The 21265-nt window shown below is 67.5% G+C and carries 18 protein-coding genes and 1 pseudogene; 12 read left to right on the top strand and 7 right to left on the bottom strand.

Translation table 11 applies throughout. The features are described 5' to 3' along the window. Positions 1–412: 412 nt before the first annotated feature. The 6 genes from FLX07_RS30085 (at position 413) to FLX07_RS30060 (ending at position 8118) form a co-directional block, all read left to right on the top strand. Complete coding sequence (locus tag FLX07_RS30085) at positions 413–694, top strand: FCD domain-containing protein (protein WP_208762462.1); 282 nt, start codon at positions 413–415, stop codon at positions 692–694. Between the two features lie 87 nt (positions 695–781). Beyond that, complete coding sequence (locus FLX07_RS30080; RefSeq protein WP_139572575.1) at positions 782–1351, top strand: DJ-1/PfpI family protein; 570 nt, start codon at positions 782–784, stop codon at positions 1349–1351. Positions 1352–1370: 19 nt separating this feature from the next. Next, a complete protein-coding gene (locus FLX07_RS30075) occupies positions 1371–1529 on the top strand; it encodes an alpha/beta fold hydrolase (RefSeq protein WP_208762461.1) in 159 nt (52 codons plus the stop codon). An 8-nt stretch (positions 1530–1537) separates the two neighbouring features. Further along, positions 1538–1834: an ROK family protein gene (locus FLX07_RS30070; protein ID WP_229689905.1), complete on the top strand. Its 297-nt coding sequence runs from the start codon at positions 1538–1540 to the stop codon at positions 1832–1834. 220 nt (positions 1835–2054) lie between these two features. Next, the gene (locus FLX07_RS30065) at positions 2055–5984 is read left to right on the top strand and encodes a ThuA domain-containing protein (RefSeq protein ID WP_167748442.1); all 3930 of its coding nucleotides are present in this window, start codon (positions 2055–2057) and stop codon (positions 5982–5984) included. Between the two features lie 94 nt (positions 5985–6078). Continuing rightward, positions 6079–8118, top strand: a complete 2040-nt coding sequence (locus FLX07_RS30060; RefSeq protein ID WP_142575066.1) for a ThuA domain-containing protein — start codon at positions 6079–6081, stop codon at positions 8116–8118. An 889-nt stretch (positions 8119–9007) separates the two neighbouring features. Here the strand turns inward: FLX07_RS30060 and FLX07_RS30055 are convergent. Then, positions 9008–9955 (bottom strand): zinc-dependent alcohol dehydrogenase, encoded by a 948-nt coding sequence (locus tag FLX07_RS30055; RefSeq protein WP_142575065.1) that lies wholly within the window; start codon positions 9953–9955, stop codon positions 9008–9010. 84 nt (positions 9956–10039) lie between these two features. Between FLX07_RS30055 and FLX07_RS30050 the strand changes: the two genes are divergently transcribed. After that, the gene (locus tag FLX07_RS30050; RefSeq protein ID WP_208762460.1) at positions 10040–10825 is read left to right on the top strand and encodes a TetR/AcrR family transcriptional regulator C-terminal domain-containing protein; all 786 of its coding nucleotides are present in this window, start codon (positions 10040–10042) and stop codon (positions 10823–10825) included. A gap of 300 nt (positions 10826–11125) precedes the next feature. Here FLX07_RS30050 and FLX07_RS30045 read toward each other — a convergent pair whose 3' ends face one another. Further along, the gene (locus tag FLX07_RS30045; protein WP_167748441.1) at positions 11126–11824 is read right to left on the bottom strand and encodes an SDR family oxidoreductase; all 699 of its coding nucleotides are present in this window, start codon (positions 11822–11824) and stop codon (positions 11126–11128) included. A gap of 247 nt (positions 11825–12071) precedes the next feature. Here FLX07_RS30045 and FLX07_RS30040 point away from each other — a divergent pair, with 247 nt between their 5' ends. Next, the gene (locus FLX07_RS30040; protein ID WP_142575063.1) at positions 12072–12971 is read left to right on the top strand and encodes a helix-turn-helix transcriptional regulator; all 900 of its coding nucleotides are present in this window, start codon (positions 12072–12074) and stop codon (positions 12969–12971) included. Positions 12972–13604: 633 nt separating this feature from the next. Here the strand turns inward: FLX07_RS30040 and FLX07_RS30035 are convergent. After that, positions 13605–13790 carry a hypothetical protein gene (locus tag FLX07_RS30035; protein WP_142575062.1) on the bottom strand — a complete coding sequence of 62 codons (186 nt, stop codon included), beginning with the start codon at positions 13788–13790 and terminating at the stop codon, positions 13605–13607. A gap of 397 nt (positions 13791–14187) precedes the next feature. Next, entirely contained in the window at positions 14188–14412 is a 225-nt protein-coding gene (locus tag FLX07_RS38925; protein ID WP_142575061.1) for a CRISPR-associated endonuclease Cas2, read from the bottom strand. 245 nt (positions 14413–14657) lie between these two features. Between FLX07_RS38925 and FLX07_RS30025 the strand changes: the two are divergent. Next, positions 14658–15817: pseudogene (locus FLX07_RS30025) on the top strand (IS256 family transposase); the annotation flags it as partial. On the opposite strand, the gene FLX07_RS30020 reads toward FLX07_RS30025, so the two are convergent. Further along, positions 15755–16498 (bottom strand): DUF2637 domain-containing protein, encoded by a 744-nt coding sequence (locus tag FLX07_RS30020; RefSeq protein ID WP_142575060.1) that lies wholly within the window; start codon positions 16496–16498, stop codon positions 15755–15757. The pseudogene FLX07_RS30025 and the gene FLX07_RS30020 sit on opposite strands and share 63 nt — an antisense overlap. A gap of 200 nt (positions 16499–16698) precedes the next feature. On the opposite strand from FLX07_RS30020, the gene FLX07_RS37215 reads away from it, so the two are divergent. The 3 genes from FLX07_RS37215 (at position 16699) to FLX07_RS30005 (ending at position 19464) form a co-directional block, all read left to right on the top strand. Further along, positions 16699–17166, top strand: a complete 468-nt coding sequence (locus tag FLX07_RS37215) for a hypothetical protein (protein ID WP_189105054.1) — start codon at positions 16699–16701, stop codon at positions 17164–17166. 263 nt (positions 17167–17429) lie between these two features. After that, on the top strand, positions 17430–17822 hold the full coding sequence (locus tag FLX07_RS30010) for an effector-associated constant component EACC1 (protein ID WP_142575059.1): 393 nt from the start codon (positions 17430–17432) through the stop codon (positions 17820–17822). After that, positions 17743–19464, top strand: coding sequence for a caspase, EACC1-associated type (locus FLX07_RS30005; RefSeq protein ID WP_317984483.1), 1722 nt, complete (start codon positions 17743–17745; stop codon positions 19462–19464). Before FLX07_RS30010 ends, FLX07_RS30005 begins: the two co-directional genes overlap by 80 nt. Before the next feature lie 651 nt (positions 19465–20115). Here FLX07_RS30005 and FLX07_RS30000 read toward each other — a convergent pair. Together FLX07_RS30000 and FLX07_RS29995 are read right to left on the bottom strand one after the other, a co-directional pair. Then, positions 20116–20337, bottom strand: coding sequence for a helix-turn-helix domain-containing protein (locus FLX07_RS30000; RefSeq protein ID WP_142575057.1), 222 nt, complete (start codon positions 20335–20337; stop codon positions 20116–20118). Further along, positions 20334–21116: a C40 family peptidase gene (locus FLX07_RS29995; RefSeq protein WP_142575056.1), complete on the bottom strand. Its 783-nt coding sequence runs from the start codon at positions 21114–21116 to the stop codon at positions 20334–20336. The genes FLX07_RS30000 and FLX07_RS29995 overlap by 4 nt, the downstream gene beginning before the upstream one ends. Between the last annotated feature and the right edge of the window lie 149 nt (positions 21117–21265).

The following is a 21265-nucleotide window of genomic DNA, read 5'->3' as shown; positions in this document are numbered from 1 at the left end:
GGGTCTTCAGTCAGTCGAAAAGTCCTTCGGTCCTTGTGTGGCCCGGTGGCGAACCGAGCAGGATGTCGAGCATGCTCAGGGGAGCTTTAGGTGGTCGAAGTAGGGCGCTGGCGGGCGGTTCCGCGATAGTGCAGGATGGCTAGCATCCGTCACCTTTCCTATACGATCCGAGTCGTCGTCAGCATGCAGCAGCGTTGCGACCGATGTCAACAGGTTCGCGAAGACGCTAGAAGGGACCTCACGTCACGACGGACGACGAAGCGACGATCGCGCGGGGCCGTGAGGCCAGGACGGGCGGAACGCCGCCGGGAAGATCTCGCGGCCGGCTTGCCGACGAGGTGTACGACACGCTGCTCGGACAGCTGGAGGACTTCCCGAAACTCGGCTATTACGTATGTTGATGTGACGGTCGGTGACTTGGAGTTGTTGGGGCCGGTCGGGTGTGTCGGGGCCGGAAGCGGCCGAAGCGCTCGGTCGCCTGCACACGCACGTGCACCTGTTCCGGCTTCTCCACGACACCCAGGTCACTCACCTGGCCATGGCCGAGCACGAAGAAGTCGTGGCCGCGATCGCCGCGCGTGACCCCGACGCCGCCGCCTACGCCATGCGCCGGCACATCCTGCTGTCCGGCGAGCGGTTCCGCCGATTGTTCGACGAAGTCAAGGGCTCGGACGGAATGACGGTAAAGGCTTGACGGGCGGGCCGGGCCGAGGAATGCTGACGCAGTCGGATCGGATCGGATTGGATCCACCTCACCCGCCCCAGTTGCGAGGAGAAGTAGGTGCCCAGAGCGCTGCTCCTTACCGGCGATGCCGCCGAGGAGCTCGACACCATGTATCCCTACTATCGCGTGCAGGAGGGCGGCTGGGACGTCGACGTCTCGTCACGGACGATGCGTGACGTTCAGCTGGTCATCCACGAGTTCGACCCCAACTCCGACGCGTACGTGGAGAAGAACGGCCGAAAGCTGCCGGTCGACGTGCCCTGGGCCGAGGTCGACGTCGAGCGCTACGACGCCCTCATCATTCCCGGGGGACGTGCCCCCGAGTGGATCCGGGTCGACGCCGACGTCAGGCGCATCACCGAGCACTTCTTCGCGCGCAACCTCCCGATCGCGCTGGTGTGCCACGGCGCGCAGGTGCCGGCTGTGTACGGGCTGCTGAAGGGCCGCAAGACGGCGTGCTTCCCCCCCATCACCGGTGACATGGAGAACGCGGGCGCGACGGTCATCGACGCTCCCGACGTCGTGGACGGAAACCTTGTCTCCTGCCGCGGCTGGCCCGACATGCCGCAGTTCGGCCGGGTGATGATGGAGGTCTTCTCGAAGTCCGTCAACTCCGCATCGGCATGAGCACACCTGGCCTGTCCCGGTGACGGCACTTCGGACCGTCACAGTCGACGGCTCCCCCGTCCACGTGCTGGAGAGCGGCACCGGGCCCGCGGTGCTGATGCTGCACTGCTCCGGACCCGGTACGACCGGATCCGGAGCCTGGGCGACGACCGCACAGGCGCTGGCGACCGGCGCATGATGCAGGCGGTGGCGCAGGTCGGCCAATGGCTCGGGCTCGGCGGCTCGATCGTGGCCAACCTGTTCAACCCGCGACTGATCGTCATCGGAGGCTACTTCGCCTCACTGGCCGAGTGGCTGCTGCCCCACGCGCAGGATCAGCTACAGCGGCTCGTGGTGGCCGCCCCCGCCGCCCAGTGCCGATTCGTCGCCTCCACGCTCGGCTTCGGCGCCGCTTCCCGCGGCGCCGCGAGCATGGTGGTCAACCGGATCATCGACGACCCGAAAACGATCATGGATTCACTACCCCGGCCGACAGCCTACTGACGGCCCCCACAGACCTGGAGGCGGCACCTCTCCAGCAACCCCCCGTATCCGCAACCAACGCCAACAAGCGGCAACAAGCGCGGCGGCGCGCGCCTTGCCTGACGTCCCCCCGGTCAGGAAAGGGTTTCCCATGTCACCACGTCATCGAACGTGGGCCAGGCTGCTCGACGCAGCCCTGCCAGAAAACGGACGACGCCCGAGACGTCGCACCGCGACCACGATGGCCTTAGCCCTCATCGCCCCTTTCATCACGCTCCTCGCGACGCCGGTGAGCGCCGAGGCCCCCACGGCGGCTGAGCCCGCTTTCAAGGTCGCTGCAGCGGCGCTGCCGCAGCCGTCCGCGCCTGCCGCCAAGCCCGCACCACCAGACGCCGGCTTCAAGGTGCTCGTGGTGCGCAGCACTCAGGACGCGGTGTCGTCGGCCGGCTTGGCCGCGATCCGGGATGCGGCCAGAACCGGTCATTTCACGGTCGTGGCGCCCGGGCCCGCTGACGTGGGCGACCATTTCACGGAGAAGAAGCTGGCGCAGTACCGCGCGGTCGTGTTCTTGGACACGGGTCACGCGAGCCCGCTCACGGACGCGCAACGCGCGAACTTCGAGAGCTACTTCCGCGACGGCGGCGGCTTCGTCGGCGTCGGCTCGGCGGTCGAGACCGACGAGTCCTGGTCGTTCCTGACTGACCTCCTGGGGACGCGTGCGTCCGGCAGGACCGACGTGCAATCGGGTGACGTGAAGGTCGCCGACCGCGTCCACGACGCGACCAAGGATCTGCCGCAGATCTGGTCGCGGACCGACAACTGGTACAACTTCACGAAGAACGTCCGCGGTGTGTCACACGTCCTCGACACCGTCGTCGAGGACCCGTTCGGGCCGCAGCCGCAGGGCGCCGACCTCGACGGGATCGCCGGGGGCACGATGGGCGCCGATCACCCGGTCTCGTGGTGTAAGGACTTCCAGGGCGGCCGCTCGTTCTACACCGGCCTGGGCAACACGGCCGCGAGCTTCGACGCCGGCCTCACCAAGCACCTCAAGGGCGCGATCGGCTGGGCCGCGGGCCAGGCCGACCCGGTCTACAGCGATTGCGGCGCGACCGTGCTGGCCAACTACCAGCAGACGAAGATCGGCTCGCCGCCGAACCTGCAGGAGCCGATCGGCTTCGACCAGCTGCCGGACGGCCGCGTTCTGCAGACGGACCGCCTCGGCTCGCTGCGCATGCACGACTCGACCACGGGCGTCACCACGGTCGTCGCCAACTTCGCCGATCCGAGCCTGCCGATGACGCAGCAGATCTACTCCGCAGGCGAGGACGGGCTCTATGGCCCGGCGGTCGACGCCAACTTCGCGACCAACAAGTGGGTCTACCTCTACTACTCGCCGAAGGAGGTCACCGACGTCAAGCTGAGCGACGGATCGGTCGTCACCCAGATCACGCCGAACACCACCCCGCCGGACGTGGCGGCGTCCAAGACCGCGTGGGATCCGTACGTGGGCTATTTCCAGCTCAGCCGCTTCAAGTTCGTCGACGCCACCGACAGCACGCCGGCGCACCTCGACATGGGCTCCGAGCAGCAGATCATGCGCGTGCCAGTCAACCGCCAGGAGTGCTGCCACGTCGGGGGTGACATCGACTTCGACAAGCACGGCAACCTCTGGATGGTCACCGGCGATGACACGCCCGCGGGCGGCATCAACGCCGGCGGCTACGGGCCGTACAACTCGCAGAAGACCGACGAGCAGCAGACCGTGCGCGTCACCAACGCGACGGGCGGCACGTTCACGCTGACCTTCGAGGGCCAGACGACGGAGCCGATCGCGTGGAACGCGGATCGCAATGCGATCGACGCGGCGCTCGAGGCGCTCTCGAACATCGAGGCGGATGAGATCCAGACCAGCGGCGGCCCGGTCAACACGTCGAACGTCAACGTGTTCTTCCGCCGCGGCAAGCAGCAGTCCGATCAGCCGCAGATCACCGCCGACGGCGCCGGCCTGACCGGCACCGCCACGCCGGCGATCGCCACCAACACGGCGCAGGCGGGCGGCTGGTATCAGCGGCTCACCGGTGACTCGCGCCGCAGCGCGCTGAACACCAACGACCTGCGCGGCAAGGTGCTGCGGATCAAGGTCAAGGACGGCGACATCTCCGCCGCCGACGCCAACAAGGCCGACTTCGGCTCCGGCACGGGCGCCTACTCGATCCCGTCGGGCAACCTGTTCCCGCTGGTCGCGGGCGCGCCGCAAGACAAGACGCGGCCGGAGGTCTACGCGATGGGTTTCCGCAACCCGTTCCGGATCCAGGTCGACGAGAACGACGTGGCCTACATCGGCGACTACTCGCCCGACGCCCAGACACCGCAGCGCTCGCACGGCCCGTCGGGCACCGGCCGCTACGAGATCGTGCGCAAGCCGTCCAACTACGGCTGGCCGACGTGCTACAAGCGCGACCTCGCGCACTACCAGTGGAACTTCCACGAGTTCGCGCCCGGCACCACCACCGCGGGCACGCCGCTGAACAACCCGCCTCAGAAGTTCGACTGCGACGGGCCGACGCAGCGCAACGACTCGCTGTGGAACATTGAGGGCGGTCCGACGGTCGAGCCGGGCCTGAGGGACGTCCCGCCGGTCACCGACCCGGACATCTGGTACTCCTACCGCGACAACAACCCGAGCGCGCCGCTCGGCACCCCGTGCGAGGCCTACTACGCGCCGACCCCGGGCCCGATCGCGCCCGGCTCGACGACCGAATGCCCGCGGCTGTTCCCCGAGCTCTACACCGGCGGCGTCGGTCCGCACGGGGTCACGAAGTACCACTACGACCCGGAGAACCCGAACCCTCACAAGTTCCCGCCGTACTACGACGACTCGGTGATCATCAGCGAGTGGACGCAGGACACGCTGCGCGAGGTCAAGCTCGACAAGCAGAACAACCACGTCCAGAAGATCAACAACTTCCTGGATTGCGGCAGCCGTGCGAACGCCGGGGCAGGCAGGTTCCGGTTCGAGTGCGACAACCCGATGGACTTGCAGTTCGGTTCTGACGGCGCGTTCTACCTGCTGACCTACGGCAACGGGTTCAACGTCATCAGCCCCGACGCGGGCATGTACAAGTGGGAGTACGTCAAGGGCAAGCGCGCGCCGAAGGCCGTGCTCACCACGGACCGCACCGACGGCTCAACGCCGCTGACCGTGAACTTCTCCAGCGCCGGCTCGCTGGATGAGGATCCCGGCGACTCGATCCGCTACGAGTGGAACTTCGGCGACGGCTCGGCGATCGAGACCGACCCGAACCCGACACACACCTACACGCAGTCCGGCCGCTACACGGCCGTGCTGACCGTGCTCGACTCGTCCGGCAAGCAAACCCCGACCAGCACCGTGATCACCGTGGGCAACACGAGCCCGGCGGTGGTCGTCAATACGCCGGTGGAGGGCGGGACGTTCGCGTTCGGCGACGACATCCCGTTCTCGGTCACGGTCACCGACCCCGAGGACGGGACGGTGAATTGCTCCGAGGTGCAGGTGACGTTCGTGCTCGGCCACGACGCGCACGGCCACGCCGAGGAGTCCGTCAACGGCTGCTCGGGCGTGCTCCACACGGAGGCCGACGACGTCTCACACGGCGGCAACGTCTCCGGCGTGGTCCAGGCGCGCTACACCGACCACGGCGGTCCGGGCGGCATCCCACCGCTGACCACGACCGGCCAGCACCAGATCCGCCAGAAGCACCAGGAGGTGGAGTTCGTCGTCAACCAGTCCGGCACCAACACGGCGACCAACACCGACGGCGGCGCCGGCGTGCACCGCGGCAGCCTGGGCTCGGGCGACTGGCTCCAGCTCAACGGCCCATTCAACCTGACCAACATCGATTCGATCACGTTCCGCGTGGCGGACGCGGCGACCGGCCGCGCGCCCGGGTCGCCGCTGGCAGCAATCGAGGTCCGTCAGGACTCGATCACCGGGCCGATCCTGACGACGGCCAACCTCATGTCCACCGGCGGGACGGGAACCTGGACAAGCCAGACGTTCCCAGTCTCGATGTCCGGGACGCATGAGCTGTTCCTGGTGTTCCGCTCGGTCACGGGTGGCGCCACGGGCGGCAACCTGTTCAACCTCAACTGGGCCGAGTTCGTCGGCACGGGCATCGGCACCTAGCGAACCCTCCCGTGCCGACGAACCCGAGTTCGTCGGCACGGGCATCGGCACCTAGCGATCCCGCCCGTATAGCGGCAAGAGAGAGAAGACACTCATGCGAAGAAGATTTCGCACATCGGCAGTGGCCGCCTTCCTGACGGCGGCCGCACTCATCCCCGCGGCACCGTCGTGGGCACAGGAAACGACGCCGCCGACGATCAACGTGGCGACGCTGTCGCCCTCTGCGCCGACCGGCCAGAACAACTGGTACCGCGGCCCGGTGACGCTGAACGTGTCGGCGACCGACGACGTCGGCATCGCCAAGTTCCAGTACTCGCTCAACGGCGGCGCCGCCTACATCGACGTGCCCGTCGAGGGGGCGCCGGCGTCGGCCACTGCGTCGGCGGTGATCACGCAGGAGGGCAACACCAGCGTCCGGTACCGCGCGGTCGACACGGCCGGAAACGTCGCGGCGTTCCGCTCGATCTCGGTCCGGATCGACACGCGCGCGCCGGCTGCATCGTACCCGGCGATCACCGACGGTCACGTCGGTCACGTCGCCACACTTATCCCGACGCGCACGGACCCCGCCCCCGGCTCGGGCGGAGTGGCTGTGCTGAACATGTACCTCGACGGCAAGCTGGTCCCGCCGCTGCCGGTGCAGACCTCCGACCTATCGCTCGGCGTGCACACGCTCGCGGTGCATCTCTCTGACGCTGCTTCCAACAGCGCGAAGTACACGCAGACGTTCATCGTGACGACATCGTTCGCGGACGTCGGCACGCTGATCACCCGGTTCGTGACCGCTGGCAGCGTCCCGGCGGAGGTCGGCGCGGCGCTCCAAGCCAAGCTCGACCAGGCGAAGGCGCTCGCCGACGCCGGTTCGGCCAAGCAAGCGAGCCAGGTCCTGAACGAGTTCGTCTCGATCGCCGGCGACGGGATCGCGCCCGGCTCGGCCCGCAGCACACTCGTGGGCGATGCGCGTTACCTGATCGACCAGCTCAAAGGCCGGCTCGCGCCGGAGCCCGCGACGGGCCTCGAGTCTGAGCCCGCGGAGGGCCCGAAGTTCATCCCGGACCCGGTGCTCGCCCCGCTCCCGCACAACCCGGACGCCGACTACAACGTCCTGGTCTTCTCCAGGACGACGGGCTTCCGGCACGACCACATCCCGCACACCGTGGCCGCGATCCAGAAGCTCGGCATCGCGCACAACTTCAACGTCGACGTCTACGACCCGCAACTCCCGACCGTCACGCTGCCCACGAGCCCGTTCCTGAGCCTCGACACGCTCAAGCAGTACGACACCATCGTCTTCGAGTCCAACGTCGGGCACCCGGGCCCGCTCGATCCGATCACCGAGCAGCCGAACTTCGAGGCCTACATGCACCAGGGCGGCGGCTATGTCGGCATCCACGGCGCCGCCGACTCGTTCGAGATCGGCACCTGGCCGTGGTACGGCGACCTCGTCGGTGGGTTCTTCACCAACCATCCGAGCGGCCAGAACGGGTTCGGCCAGTGCGGCAGCTGCATCCACACCGAGGTGGTGACCGAGGACAACACGCACCCGGCGACCGCGCATCTCCCTGACCGGTGGATGACGGTCGACGAGCTCTACAACTTCGACCGCAACATGCGGGCCGACGTGCACACGCTGCTGAGCCTCAACGAGGACAGCTACCAGCGCAGCCTCAACAGCGGCAACGCGGCCACCAACCCGCTGCGGCTGATGAACGGCGACCACCCGATCGCGTGGTGCCAGAACTGGGGCGGTGGCAAGGCGTTCTCGAACATCCTCGGCCACTTCCGGACGCAGTACTACGACGACTCGTTCATGCGGATCATCCTCGGCGGGATCGAGACGACCGCCGACCGCAAGGGCGCCAACTGCTCGTCCTACCGCGAGACCAGCCTTCTGATCGAGGCCGACCGAGCAGCCGGGCTGCTGACCGCGGCCGCCGCGGACGCCGCCGGTGCCGCCCTGGACACCGCGCGGGACAGCTACCTGGCACGCAACTACACCACCGCCATCCCGGCGCTGAACTCGATCGTCGACCTGGCGAACGACGAGGCCTCCGGCGACGCTGCGGCGCGTTCCGAGCTCGCGCGGCAGGCGCGCGAGCTGCGGGAGTGGATGCAGAACCTCAACCGCCACTGACCCGTTCACGCGGCGGGGGCGGTGGATCGCCGCTCCCGCCGCGCTGACGCTGGAGCGCACCACTATCGCGTTGTCGCCGGTGACGGGTGACGCGGGCGAGCTTGGTGACGTCGTCGCAGTGACCAAATGGCGAGGATCACCTGAACGGCTCAGGGCGATCCCAGGTACGGTCGGGCTCGTAGTCTCGAAACGAAATTGCGGCTCCCGCAGCGGCCAGCGCCGGACGTGGACACCTGCAACTGACAGGCACCCTTTGTGACGCCGCCGCAAACACGAGACCGTACTGCCGACGCCCCGGACCGGCGCGCCGCTCAGCGGGCAGGGCTGAAGCGTTCTCGGGTTGTGAGACCGAGTAACTAGAGTCCATCCGCGGGGTGGCGGCGGTAGGGGTCGGCGGCGGCGATGTTGGTCCAGCCGATCAGGCGGGCCAGGCGGCGACCGCGACGGTGATCTTCTTTACCGAGGAGATGTGCATTGACGCTCCCGTGGGTCAGGGAAATCAGGGACCGAACTTCTTCGCCGATACAGCGGGTGTCTTCAGGATGCGATGGCAACGGTGAGGCGCCGCAGCGCCTCCGCATCATGGGGCCGGCACGATAGGTGGTGCCTTTACACGGAAGTGTGCGTGCCCCCTCCGGTCTCCACCTTCGTCGCATCGCCGGCGGACAGACAGTGCCCCGCGCCGGCCTATGGACTGCCAGTACCAGTTTGTCTCCGTAGGTCGCGGCGGCACATATTGGGGCCGATCACCGGGTGCCACCGGAATACGGCAGAAACGGGCCGCCCCCACCAGTCGCAGTGCCGCCTTCGCCTCGGGTCGGTTGCCATGAGTCCCGAGTAGAGCATTGCCGCAGGCCACAGCGGGGTGATGGCGACGGGGAGAGGGCCGTCAGGGGTGGAGGACGACCTTGATGGCTCCGGAGGCCCGGTCACCGGCCACGCGGAAGGCCTCTGCGGCATCGTCGAGGGGGAAGCGGTGGGTGATCACCGTCTGCGCGATCGCAGGGTTGCCGGCGAGCAACGCTGCGGCCTGTTCGGTGTCGCGGATGCCGTCGTGCCGGCTGTAGGAGATGGAGTTGACGTAGGTGAGTTCCTTGACCAGGCTGGCGACGCCCGGGATGGGAACGGTGTGCACGTAGACGCCCAGCAGCACGATGCGACCGCCGGGGCGGGCCAACTCGGCGCACCGGGCGAGACCGGACTCGCTGCCGGCGGCGTCGATCACGACGTCGTAGAGGCCTTCGGTTGGGCCGGCTTCGAGACGTTCCGCAGCCATCCTCTGGTGCTTGTGGCGCACCTCGATATCAACGTCGTGGCCGCGCTGCCGGGCCGCGGCCACGGCCAGCAGCCCGATGCTGCCGCCGCCAACGACCGCCACCCGCTCGCCCGGCATGAGCGCCGCCCTGCGGACGCCGTGCCAGGCCACTGACGCCGGCTCCACGAGGCAGGCGTCGCGTACGTCCAGGCCGGCCGGAAGCGGGACGAGCATGTTCTCCGAGACCGTCACGGCATCGCACATGCCGCCGTTTCGGAATATGCCGAGCGTTCCGTGCTCCGGGGCAGTGCACCGCTGGACATGGCCGGTGCGGCATTGGTCGCACTGTCCGCAGTAAACCGTGGGTTCGACGGCATAGCTCCGGCCGTCGGCGGCGGTGCCGGCGAACTCGTGGCCGTAGGTGTAGCCCTGAACGGTGTAGCCCTGAACGCCGCCGGCCGCGAAGTTCACGTCGGTCCCGCAGATGCCCGTCGAGGTGATGGTGAGGCGTACGCCGGGCGCTACCGGTTCGTCAATCTCGGTCACGAGGATGCCCTGGTCGGTGTTACGCACTGCGCGCATGAGGATCCATTCAACTCGCCACTATGTGAACGCTGTTAGCTTATGATAAGTGATCGTCGTTCGCCTACGCCTTATCGTGGTCCCGTGCGCGAACCCACAACGACAGGCATGGCCAGCGAGCTGCCGCCGCATGACCCGCGGAAGAACCAGCGGGCGGAACCGAGGCCGGGCACGGCGGCCTGGTGGCTTGCCCAGGAGAACGAACCGGCGCGGCGGCGGCGGCGCAGATCACTGACCCTCGATGCCGTCCTCGACACGGCCATGGCCCTGCTCGACACGCGCGGGGTGGCCGCGCTGACGATGCGCAACATCGCCGAGGGACTCGGCTGCACGCAGGCGTCCCTCTACCGCCACGTGCGCAACCGCGAGGAACTGGTGACCCTGCTGGTCGACCGGGCACTCAGCGTGGCGAGCTCGGTTCCGCCCGGCGACACGGACTGGGCCGAGAAGGCGGCGTGGTCCGCACGCCTGTTCCGCGAGCACCTGCTCCGGCACCCCGGCGTGGCCTCGCTCCTTCGCGGGACCGAGCGGCTCGGCCCCAACTCGCTGGCCGGGGTGCAATACTCCCTCGAACTGTTCATCGGCGCCGGCTTCAGCCCCCGGCTCGCGTACGCCGCCGCATCGTCGCTGGCCACCTTCATCATCGGCTCGGTGAACTTCAACCTCGGCCTGGACTCGTCAGATCCCGAAGAGAGCCGTCACCGGCGCCTGCTGTACCGCTCCCGCGACGCCGCGGCCTTGCCCCTGATCGTGCAGCACGCCGACGCCCTCGCGGAGGTCAGCAGCGACGACGAGTTCGAAGTAGGCCTCAAGGCATTGTTGACCGGGTTCCGCGCCCTGATCCAGAACCCGGACATCACGCACGATTAGCGCACCTGGCCGGCCTTTAAGCTGCTGACCGGCTTCAATGACGGTCGCCCGGAAGCGGCCCCTGGGTCGGCCGCGCGGAGAGCGTCGGCGGCGCGGCGGGGGTCGAGCGGAGTGAACGAGAGGCATGCAGCCTCACGGGCAGGGGCCGCTCACGCTTTTACCGTATGGGCGGGCATGGAGCCGGACTATCCGCGGACTAGACCAGGAGATCTCTGGCCACCTGCCGGGTGACTGTCTCGCTTCCGATGGGAACACCACGGCTCACGACCGGCTGCGACACCACAGAGTGTCAGATCTGCCTCAGACGGGCTGGCCTACCGGCCGGATGGTCAGGGTGTTGAGGTCGACGTCGGACGGCTGGCCGAGGGCGAAGCAGATGGCCTCGGCGACGGGCTCGGGAGACAGGGCGACGGGCGGGACGCCGCCTTGCCAGAAGGCGGTGTCGGTCATGCCGGGGTTGACGAGGGTGACGCCGACGCCGCGGCTGGTGGCGTACATCCGCAGGTTCTCGGCCATGCCGGTGACGGCCCACTTGGTGGCGGAGTAGAGGTTGGCGGGGCTGTTCTTCAGGCCGGCGACGCTGCCGATGAGCACCAGCCGCCCGCCCGTGGTCTCGAGGTGGGGCAGGGCGGCGTTGGCCAGCAGGGCGGGGCCGAGGACGTTGGTGAGGACCATGGGCGCCCACAGTTCCGGGTCGCCGTCGGCGATGGTGCGCGGGTGGTCGGCGGGGATGAAGCCGGCGTTGGCCACCGCGGCGTGCAGGGCGCCGAAGTGTGCCACGGTGCGGGTCACGGCGGCTTGGGTGGCCGGCCAGTTGGCGGCGTCGGCGATGATGCCGAGCAGCCGGTCGGAGTGGCCGGTCTCGTCGAGGAAGGACTTGAGTTTGGTCTCGTCGCGGCCGGTGACGGCCACGCGGTGGCCGCGGTCGAGGAGCAATCGTGCGGTGTGGGCGCCGATGCCGCTGGTCGCGCCGGTGATCAGTACGGTCTTGCCGGTCATGGTCATACTCCCGGGTGCTGGAGGTCCTGTTGGTGCATCACAGGAGGGCTTCGACGGTGATGGGCGGGCCGATCACCACTACAAGAGCTGGTCGGACAAGGTCCATCTCCGTATCGCAAGTCGCGTTCTATGCTGATCCCAGGAAACCCGCCTGGCCGGGCGCGAGGCAGAGCGCATTTATAGGGGGGATAAGCTCAACCCCCTTACCGTCGGCGCCTGCGCGAACCCTGCGGCTACCGTGGGGGGCATGGAGCAGCGACCCGACAACCGCGACCAGATCCGGGACTTCCTCGCCACCCGGCGCGCGAAGCTCACCCCGGAGCAGGTCGGGCTGCCCGCCAGCGGTCGGCGCCGGGTCCCCGGGCTGCGCCGCGAGGAGGTCGCGGTGCTGGCCGGTGTGAGCACCGAGTGGTACACCCGGCTGGAGAAGGGCCACATCAGCGGCGTATCGGAAGAGGTACTCGACGCGGTCGCCCAGGCCCTTCGCCTGGACCAGGACGAACGCACCTACCTGTTCGACCTGGCCCACGCCGCCCGTCCCGCCCGCCGCGCACCTTCGCGCCGCAAGGACGTCCAGGTCCCGCCGCCGGTCCAGTGGCTGCTGGACTCCATGACGATGTCCGCGGCGTTCGTACGCAACGGCCGCCAGGACATCGTCACCTACAATGCGCTGGCCCGGGCCCTACTCGCGCCGGTCTTCGACAGCCCTGCCACCACACGGCACGGCCGCGCCAACCTCGCCCGCTACGTCTTCCTCGACCCGGGCTCCCAGCGGTTCTTCGTCGACTGGGACGCGGCCACCGCCGTCAGCGCCGCGCTGCTGCGCGCCGAGGCCGGACGCGAGCCCCATGACCGGGCGCTGCGTGACCTCGTCGGTGAGCTGTCCACGCTCAGCACCGCGTTCCGCAGCCAGTGGGCCATCCACGACGTGCGTCTCCGCCACGCCGGCAGCAAGCGGCTGTGGCATCCGCAGGTCGGCGACCTGGAGCTGACCTACCAGTCTCTCGACCTGCCCATCTTCAACCGGACCGTGTACGACCTCACCATCTATACCGCCGAACCGGGCAGCACCTCAGAAGAGCGGCTCAAGCTCCTGGCCAGCCTGGCAGCCACCCAGCCGGCACACCCCACCAGCCAGCCGCGTTGAAGCGCGCCGACCTGCTCACGGCCTGCAACTCCTATAGCTACGGGGAGCCGCCACCCTGACCGGGCCCCTGCGGGCAGGCATTGGCCCGTGAGAACATCGGAACGAAAACGTACGCTAAGCCGCGCTCTGCCAGGTCAGCCGCCGCAACGGTCACCGGGCCGGGCTACGCCGTTCGCCTTCGATGCGAAGGCTTCGCGTTGGATGCGAAGCGCGTGCGGCAGCAAGCGGTTCCGGACGCCCGCCGGCCGGACGGGCGGGGATAAGTCGGGCGCGCGTTTGCGCGGCGCGGTCGGATAACCGGGTGGCGGCGCTGGCGATCCGGGCGGATCCAAGCCGGGTGCAGGTCGCGGGCCGGTTCCCCCGGTCGTGGGTAAGGGCCTGGCCATGCCTGGAGAGGGTCGCGTACGGACGTTACGTTAAGCCGCCCCGGGCACGGCGCTCGCCCGAGCAAGCAGCCTGGGCCGCAGTGCCGGAACGGAAAGCCACGCCAAAAAGACCCGCGTCGCGCGGCTTAGCGTGACTTTTCGTTCCGATGTTCCTCAACCCCCGGCAGGTAGATGACGAGGCGTTGACGGCCGCGAGCCATCCGGCACGCCCAGGCCGAGGGCCTCGCGGCGCGGGTAGGTGGCTGGCTCACGCCGCCGTCCGGCGTTCCTTGGCGTAGTCGATGATGGCCAGGGCCCGCGCGATGGTCAGCGGGTCGAGGTACGCGCGCCCTACCTGGGCTTTTCCCATGCTGATGTTCCGCACGGCGCGCCCGCCGCCCGTCACCTTGAACCGCAGGTCGCCCGACCGCCACCAGTCGTCATGAATGCTCACCCAGCGGTACAACCGAGGCCGCCGCAAGCTCGACGGGCACGCCGCCTACCGCAACCCCGATCTGCGACACGTGCGGCGGGCAGGCCATGTCGGTGCTGAACGCGCTGCTGGCCGATCCCCACCATAAAGACGAGCCCTCCAGCCTGGCACAGCTCGTATATCCGGGGCCGGCACTCGCAGGTATGCCGCCGCACCCTAACGTGCGTGCAGCGGCGCTGCGGCGCGAGCCACTGCAGCTGCTCGGCGCCGGGTTGCGGGTCGGGGACGTGGATGCCGTGGTACGGCGGGGGGATCATTCCTTTTCGCCGACTCGTCGACGCGTACCGCGACGACTGGGTGGTCCGACGCCAACCATGGCTGTCGGCGACCAGGCGACGTCAACTCCCCTACGGTCTGCTCACGACGAGCGCCATCGCCATGACGATCGAGGCGTCCGACCTCGCGCAGCAGCTCGAAGAGCAGACCCGGCTCGCAAATAACCACCTGGGGATACCGAATCGTCGGATTCTGCGATGATCTGTCTCGCGCCATGCAGCAGGGTCAGTAGTTCGGCGTCCGAGCAAGTTATCTCGAAGACCGATTGCTGCACACGATGACCGTATCCCTCGCAGAGCTTGGCCATCTGCCGCAGTCGGTGTATCAACTACCTCTTTTGCGGACTCTCAGGAACACCCGCTGTACGTGGTCCTGCCCTCTTTGTTGAGGGGTGCTTTGAGCAGCCGGGTTGTGACCCCGCCGCCCTTGTCGAGCCTGCGGTACATGATCTCCCGGAAGGCCGACGTCTTTGTATTCCAGCACGCCCGCAGGTGCGTCCTGCCAGCCTGACGACAGGTCAGAGGGTGCCGCCGGCGAGGATGGCGGCCATCCATGGTGAAGACCATGGCCGAGGCGTTGATGTCGGCCGAGGCCGACACCTTGTGCGGCGCCTCCTACGGTGAGCGCAGCAGCGAGCGGACCAACTCCCGCAACGGCTACCGCAAGCGGGAGTGGGACACCCGCGCCGGCACCGTCGAGCTGGCCATCCCGAAACTGCGCCAAGGCTCCTACTTCCCGGTCTGGCTGCTGGAACGCCGCCGCCGCGCCGAGCAAGCCCTGGTCAGCGTCGTCGCCACCTCCTACCTGCTGGGGGTGTCGACCCGGCGGGTGGACAAGCTGGTCGAGCAACTCGGGATCGGCGGCATCTCCAAAAGCCAGGTCTCACAGATGGCAAGGTGCTGGATGAACAGGTAGAGGCCTTCCGCACCCGGGCCTTGGACGGCGGGCCCTACGCCTTCGTCTGGCTGGACGCCCTCACGCAGAAGGTCCGCGAGGGCGGACGGACGGTCAACGTGCACGCCCTGGTCGCCACCGCGGTCAACGCCAACGGCCAGCGGGAGATCCTCGGGCTGGAGGTCACCTCCCGCGAAGACGGCGCCGGCTGGTTGGCGTTCCTGCGCGGTCTGGTCGCCCGCGGCCTGTCGGGGGTGCAGATGGTCATCTCCGACGCCCACCTTGGACTGGTGGAAGCGATCGGCGCCACCCTGCCCGGCGCTTCCTGGCAGCGCTGCCGCACCCACTACCTGCGCAATCTCCTCACCACGGTCCCGAAGTCGGCCCAGCCGTGGGTGGCCACCCTGGTGCGGACCATCTTCGACCAGCCGACCGCTGAACAGGTGCGTACTCAGCACGCCTGGGTCATCGACGCCCTGGCAGCCAAGTACCCGGCCGCCGCCGACCACCTCCATGGCGCCCGCGACGACCTGCTGGCCTTCGCCCAGTTTCCACGGGAGATCTGGAAGCAGATCTGGTCGAACAACCCCCAAGAGCGGCTGAACAAGGAGATCCGCCGCCGCACCGACGTCGTGGGCATCTTCCCCGACCGGGCCGCGATCATCCGCCTCGTCGGCGCCGTGCTCGCCGAGCAGACCGACGAGTGGACCGAAGCCCGCCGATACATGGGCCTGGACGTATTGGCCAAAGCTCGCCTACGCGTGATCTGCGGCGACACACCGAACCAGGAACCGCTCCCCGACACCCTCACCGCTTAACCTGCAGAAACGGATCACGCGGTGGCAGCTCGTACACCACTTCCCTGGACGTGACCGTCGGCCCCAACGGGGACTACGAGCAAAGGCCCTGGCGATGGCAACGCCGCTGGGGAGATTGCCGTCTGTCTGAGGGTTCTGCTGCGCCCACCGCCAGGCCTCTCGCTGCAGAGACCGGCCGTTCGCACTCTGGACAGTGGACAACTCGGCGTCTTCCCGGTCGCCCTGCTCCTCCATCGCATCAGGACGCGCGGCAGGGTCCGCACTGAGAGTCGACGAGTCCTGAGCCTCTGCCTGTCCGTCGGCCGACCTCCGAATCTGGCTCATCAGCATCTCGTACGCGCCGATCAGGGCGAACGACGGCCAAGCGGCGATCACTCGGCCGATCAGGGACGGCTCGGCAACCGCAACGTTCGCGCCCAAGCTCGCCAGGCTGCCGACGATGAGCAACGTCCACGGAAGAACCCCACCGCGTGAGCCGTAGCGGCTGGCAAGGAGCAGGGACATCGAGGCAGCCACGATCGTTCCGTCGACGGCGAGAGGGATGAGTGCCGCCGCCAGCGGGTCCTCATGGTGATCGAGGGCGAGACGGTGCATGTGACGGAAGGAGACGACGGCGGCGATCAGCGCGACAAGCACCACGCTCGCGGTCGTCGTGTTCCGGATCCAGCGGTCGGAGCGCATCTCACGCCCCCGGGGTTCCGAGAAGGAACTCGGTGGTCAGCGCACATTGGGATTTGGTTGGTGTCGACCCTCGGACACTTCACACCAAAGCGGGAGAAGTTGCGACTTCTCCCGCTTTGCTGCGTTGGCGCTGGTAGTGACCTGGAGAGCCGGGTGGGCCGGCCGAACGATACGCCCGCCGGACTTGGCCGTTAGTGCAGATGGTGACCGGCTTCGCGATCGTGCTGGCAGGGCGGGCCGCTTCCTCACTGCCGGCCATGACCGGGGTGGTGCGGTCGTCCACCGCTGTCCTGGCGGCGTTGATGGCGCTGCCCGGCCCTCGCGACGGCGCCCCCGACGGAGCAGGTCGCCGACCGATGGCGGCAGGTCCGGACGCAGTGAGGACCGCTTGCACAGCGCACCCGCGCCAGGGCGCCTCACACGGCCAGATCATGACCCGCCTGCGCCTGGCCCGCAACACCGTCAAGAAATACGCCGCGGCCGACCGGCCCGAACAGCTGATCCACGGCCCCATCCTGGTCGCCCCCTTCCGCGAGTACCTGCGCAGGCGCCGCGAACGGGAACCGGACCTACCGATCTGGACACTCCTGCAAGAGATGACACTCACACCGGCCGGCTCGACGAACAGCAATGGGCCCACCGAGGGCGTCGTCAACAAGACGAAATGATCAAACGACAGATGTACGGGCGCGCCGGCTTCGCCCTCCTCCGAAAGCGAATACTCCTCGCGTGACTGTCCGTCACCTCCGGACTCTTGGATGAGCCGTTTACTGGACACACCAGCAGAGATGCCGTGGCCGCCGTCAATCTGGTCTGGCGCAGATCACTTGAGGCTGCGGGCCGTTCGATTAGCGACATGATGAAGCTTAGGCACATCCAGGCCGTTAGCATGATCGATACCAAGTAGCCGTAATTCAAAGGACGTGGCCTCGTGTCTGAGCTGTCCGATGCAGTGGACCTGCAAGTAGTCGTCGAGGGTGCGGAGGCCGCGCTCCACGCTGTGGAGTTGTTCAACTGGCTTGGTTCGGAGGATGAACTGCGAGGGCGGGTACGGCCTCAACGGCGAGCACCAGAGCCGGGAGAGATGGGCGCGTCGGTGGAGTTGCTGACGGTGGCGGTGGGCTCCGGTGGCGCGGTGGCGGTGTTGATCCAATCGGTGTGCACCTGGCTTACCTCCCGCCGTACCGACGTCAAGGTCACCGTCACTGCTGCCGACGGGCGGCGTATCGAGGTGGATATCCGTCGTGCTGCGGACCCGGCGGCGGTGCTGCGGGAGGTGGCGGAACAGTTTCCGGCGGCTGTCGAGCGGCAGAGTGAGTCGTAAGCCGCTCCTGGACGGCAGGGGCAGCCGGGCGGTACTCATCGGGGCAGGTACCTTCCGCGACCCGGAGTTGCCTGACATCCCGGCTGTGCGCAGGAATCTGGAAGACCTGCGCGAAGTGCTGACGCATCCCGTACATGGCCTCCTGACAGCCGATCATTGTCAGATATTGGCCGATCCCGCAGACCAGGCCGCTGTCGGCGTGGCCCTGACCGCCGCTGTCCGTGAGGCGGAGGATCTGCTGCTGGTCTATTACTGTGGACACGGAGTCCTCGACGACACCGGCGTACTGCACTTCGCTCTGACCGGCACAGATGCCGAACACGTCGGCTTCTCCGCCATCCACGTAGACCTTGTAAAACGCATGGTCGGCAGCGCTCGCGCCAAAGCTCGCGTGCTCCTACTGGACTGCTGCTTCTCCGGCCAGGCCGTCACAGTCATGAGCAACCGGAGGAGCCTCGCCCTGGGGCAGCTTGATCTGACGGGCACCTATACCTTGACGTCCACGCCTGCGACCGCCCTCTCTCACGCCCCACTTGGTGCCCGGAACACCGCCTTCACCGGAGCGTTGCTGAACGCACTACGCATGCCCGGCCCGCTCACCCTGGATCAGATCCACCGCCACATCGACCAAGAACTGGTTGGCCGAGGCCTCCCCCGCCCGCAACGCCGCTCCGTCGGCACCGCCGGAAATCTCACCGTGACACGGGGGCCGATCAAACCCCCGCCCCCGCCTGCTGTCACCCAACTGTCTTCTCGACAAGGACTTCGTCCGGCCACTTCCCGCTCCCGCAAAAAGGCGCCGAGCGCTACGGCGAAGACTGGCCGTGCCCTGCTCGCGATGTTGCCGCTCGTTCTGCTCCCGGGCAGCACCTACGTGCCCCAGGCGCCGGACTCATTCCTCGATGCCACGCGCGTAGTGGCCGGAGTCTGGAAAGACGATGGAAATCGCAATAGCGAAGCAGATTCGAGCTACAACAAAAAGGCAATCAAGGGATTGCTTACCCTCGCCGGCTTCAAGGGAGGTTTCACCTTCAAGAAGGTGGCGCGAGAAGATGCGATAAGGACGCTGGCCAGTAACGAAGTTCATATCGCGGGCACGCTGGGCATAACCGCACCCAGAGAAAGACAAGTCGACTTTGTCGGTCCGCTCGCGTCCGCGCGACTGGGCGTATTGGTTCGTCATCAAGAAAGAGGTATCGAAAAAACTTCCGACCTTTCCGGGCGGCGTGTATGCACGGTTGCGGGTTCGACGACACTCGTATATTTGACGAAGGAGATGAGGGTACAGATCACCGCGCCACGGAGCCTTGGTGACTGCCTCACCAGGCTGTATCAGCGTACCGTGGACGCGATCGTCGGAGACCGATTGACACTCGCCGGCATACACCTGGCAGAGCAACAAGGTACTAAATTTATCAATGGGATCAGGTTCGGCCCTCGCGAATCCACCGGATTTGCGATACCCAAGGGCGATCATGATACTTGCGAACGCCTCCGAATCGCCCTGCAAAAATACGTCGGCAGCAAGGATTGGCGGGAACACTTCAGTGAACGCCTACCTTTGACGCAGGATTTTCTCGAAGCGCAACCCACTCTGGAAGAGATCAACGAAGTGTCTTGCCGAGCAAGCGCAGCAGACTGAGTGGCCTGCAATGACGCGAGTTCTTCACGCGCGATCAACAAAGCACTTCTGAGATCTCCCATGTTGCTTCGGCGGTGTCCGCTGCGTTCGATGACATGAGTGCGCCGGGCTGGTTCCGGTGATGCGACTTGCCGAGCGGTGCGGGCTCGCCCGTCTGATGGCGGACAAGGTGGAGTCGAGCAGGACGATGAACAGTGGGGGTGCCCAGCGGACGCCAATGTCACCAGCATCGTGGCCGGAATACTCGCGGGAGCAGACAGCATCGACGGCCTGGACGTCCTGCACCACGGTGCGATAACGGCCCTGTTCGGCGGGATCCGTGCCCACCTCTCGCACTCATCCGTGCCGGCGTCGTCTTCATCAACGGCAACTCGTCAAACGCCCCTCAGAATCACCCGTCCCCACAGCCGCTCAGGAATCCGTGATCCACAGGCCTTGACCATTGCTCCGCGGTCCTCGGTCTCGTACGAATTCGACTGCACAAGCTCTGCGTGTGCCCACTCGACTTTCGCTCGACAGACCGATTGGCATGCACAGACAGCAAGCAGAATCACGTCATGCGGATGCGATGTACGAGGCTGAGGACAGCGGAAGCGGCAGGCCATGTGCGTCCGGTGGCGCTCAGTCCTCCGACATCAACCCCCAAGTAGATCAAGGCTTGCCCCCGGACTGCGACTCCACTCCAAGGAGCTTGAGTAGTTCGGCGGTAGGGACGAGGTAGGCGACGCCGACGCGGATGATGCGACAGGGGAACTCGCCCTTCTTGGCCAGCTCGTACGCCTTGGTCCGCCCAAGCCCGAGAGCCCGGGCGGCGGTGAGCAGGTCGACCGTCGCAGGCAGTTGCTGCAGCTCGGCCAGGGTGAGGCCCTTCATCTCTTCTCCATCAAGCTTGCCGGTCGGGTGAACCCGACCACGTCGGAACGAGCGGAATAGGACGCGTAGCGCACGACGTCTCCGGTGTGCGGCGCGTGGATCATCTGGCCGGGAGAGACGACAATCCCGACGTGCCCGGGCCCGTCGGCTCCCGGGTGCAGGAAGACCAGGTCGCCTGGCTGCTCCTGGCCGCGAGTGACAGCGGGGCCCTGGCGCCACTGGTCGGCGGCGACGCGCGGCAGCAGGATTCCCGCGTATTGATATGCGCGCATGGTCAGCCCGGAGCAGTCGAACGCGCCGGGCCCCTCAGCTCCCCAGGCGTACGGCTTGCCAAGCTGCATCCGCGCGTAGGCGAGGACACGGCCGGCCACGGCAGTCGGCGCCGCGGGAAGCGCGCACAGCTCCTCCCCCACACCAGCCGAGCCCGAAGAGTAACCGCGGGCGAAGTCGAGGACCCGGCGGACGTACCAGTCGGCGTGGTTGTAGCGCCAGATGGCCCGGTACATGTCCGCCGGCGCTCCGCTCGCCTTCAGGTACTTCGCCGCCGACGGGATAGCGTCGGCCGGGTCGTAGACGTCGGTCCGCCCGTCGCCGTTCCCGTCTACGCCGTACGCCGCCCAGGTCGAACCGAGGAACTGCATGGGCCCCATCGCGCCGGCGTGGTTGGCACCCTCCCGGATACCGACGCCGGTACCGCGCCCGTGGTCGCTTTCGGCCTTGCCGATTCCCGCGAGCACGTGCCAGGGGATGCCGTACCTCTGCCCGGCCTGCTGATACATCCGTAGGTAGTCCGGTGGAATGTCACCGTCCTGCCCCTGACCGCAGCCAACGGAGCCGCTCAGGGCGGTGAGCGCCAGGATCAGCCCGAGCGGTATCGCGATGAGCAGAAGGGCAGCCAGTCCGCCGGATTCGCCACCACCTTGCCCTG

It is taken from the genome of Microbispora bryophytorum (genome assembly GCF_006874465.1).
GTDB classification, from domain to species: Bacteria; Actinomycetota; Actinomycetes; order Streptosporangiales; family Streptosporangiaceae; genus Microbispora; species Microbispora bryophytorum.
This window is presented reverse-complemented; position numbering and strand designations above follow the sequence as displayed.

Coding starts and splice junctions, on each gene's coding strand:
- FLX07_RS30065 (WP_167748442.1), top strand. CDS start 2,055: ATGGCCTTAGCCCTCATCGCCCCTTTCATCACGCTCCTCGCGACGCCG.
- FLX07_RS30060 (WP_142575066.1), top strand. CDS start 6,079: ATGCGAAGAAGATTTCGCACATCGGCAGTGGCCGCCTTCCTGACGGCG.
- FLX07_RS30055 (WP_142575065.1), bottom strand. CDS start 9,955: ATGCGCGCAGTGCGTAACACCGACCAGGGCATCCTCGTGACCGAGATT.
- FLX07_RS30045 (WP_167748441.1), bottom strand. CDS start 11,824: ATGACCGGCAAGACCGTACTGATCACCGGCGCGACCAGCGGCATCGGC.
- FLX07_RS30040 (WP_142575063.1), top strand. CDS start 12,072: ATGGAGCAGCGACCCGACAACCGCGACCAGATCCGGGACTTCCTCGCC.
- FLX07_RS38925 (WP_142575061.1), bottom strand. CDS start 14,412: ATGGCCAAGCTCTGCGAGGGATACGGTCATCGTGTGCAGCAATCGGTC.
- FLX07_RS30020 (WP_142575060.1), bottom strand. CDS start 16,498: ATGCGCTCCGACCGCTGGATCCGGAACACGACGACCGCGAGCGTGGTG.
- FLX07_RS37215 (WP_189105054.1), top strand. CDS start 16,699: ATGGTGACCGGCTTCGCGATCGTGCTGGCAGGGCGGGCCGCTTCCTCA.
- FLX07_RS30000 (WP_142575057.1), bottom strand. CDS start 20,337: ATGAAGGGCCTCACCCTGGCCGAGCTGCAGCAACTGCCTGCGACGGTC.
- FLX07_RS29995 (WP_142575056.1), bottom strand. CDS start 21,116: ATGTATCAGCAGGCCGGGCAGAGGTACGGCATCCCCTGGCACGTGCTC.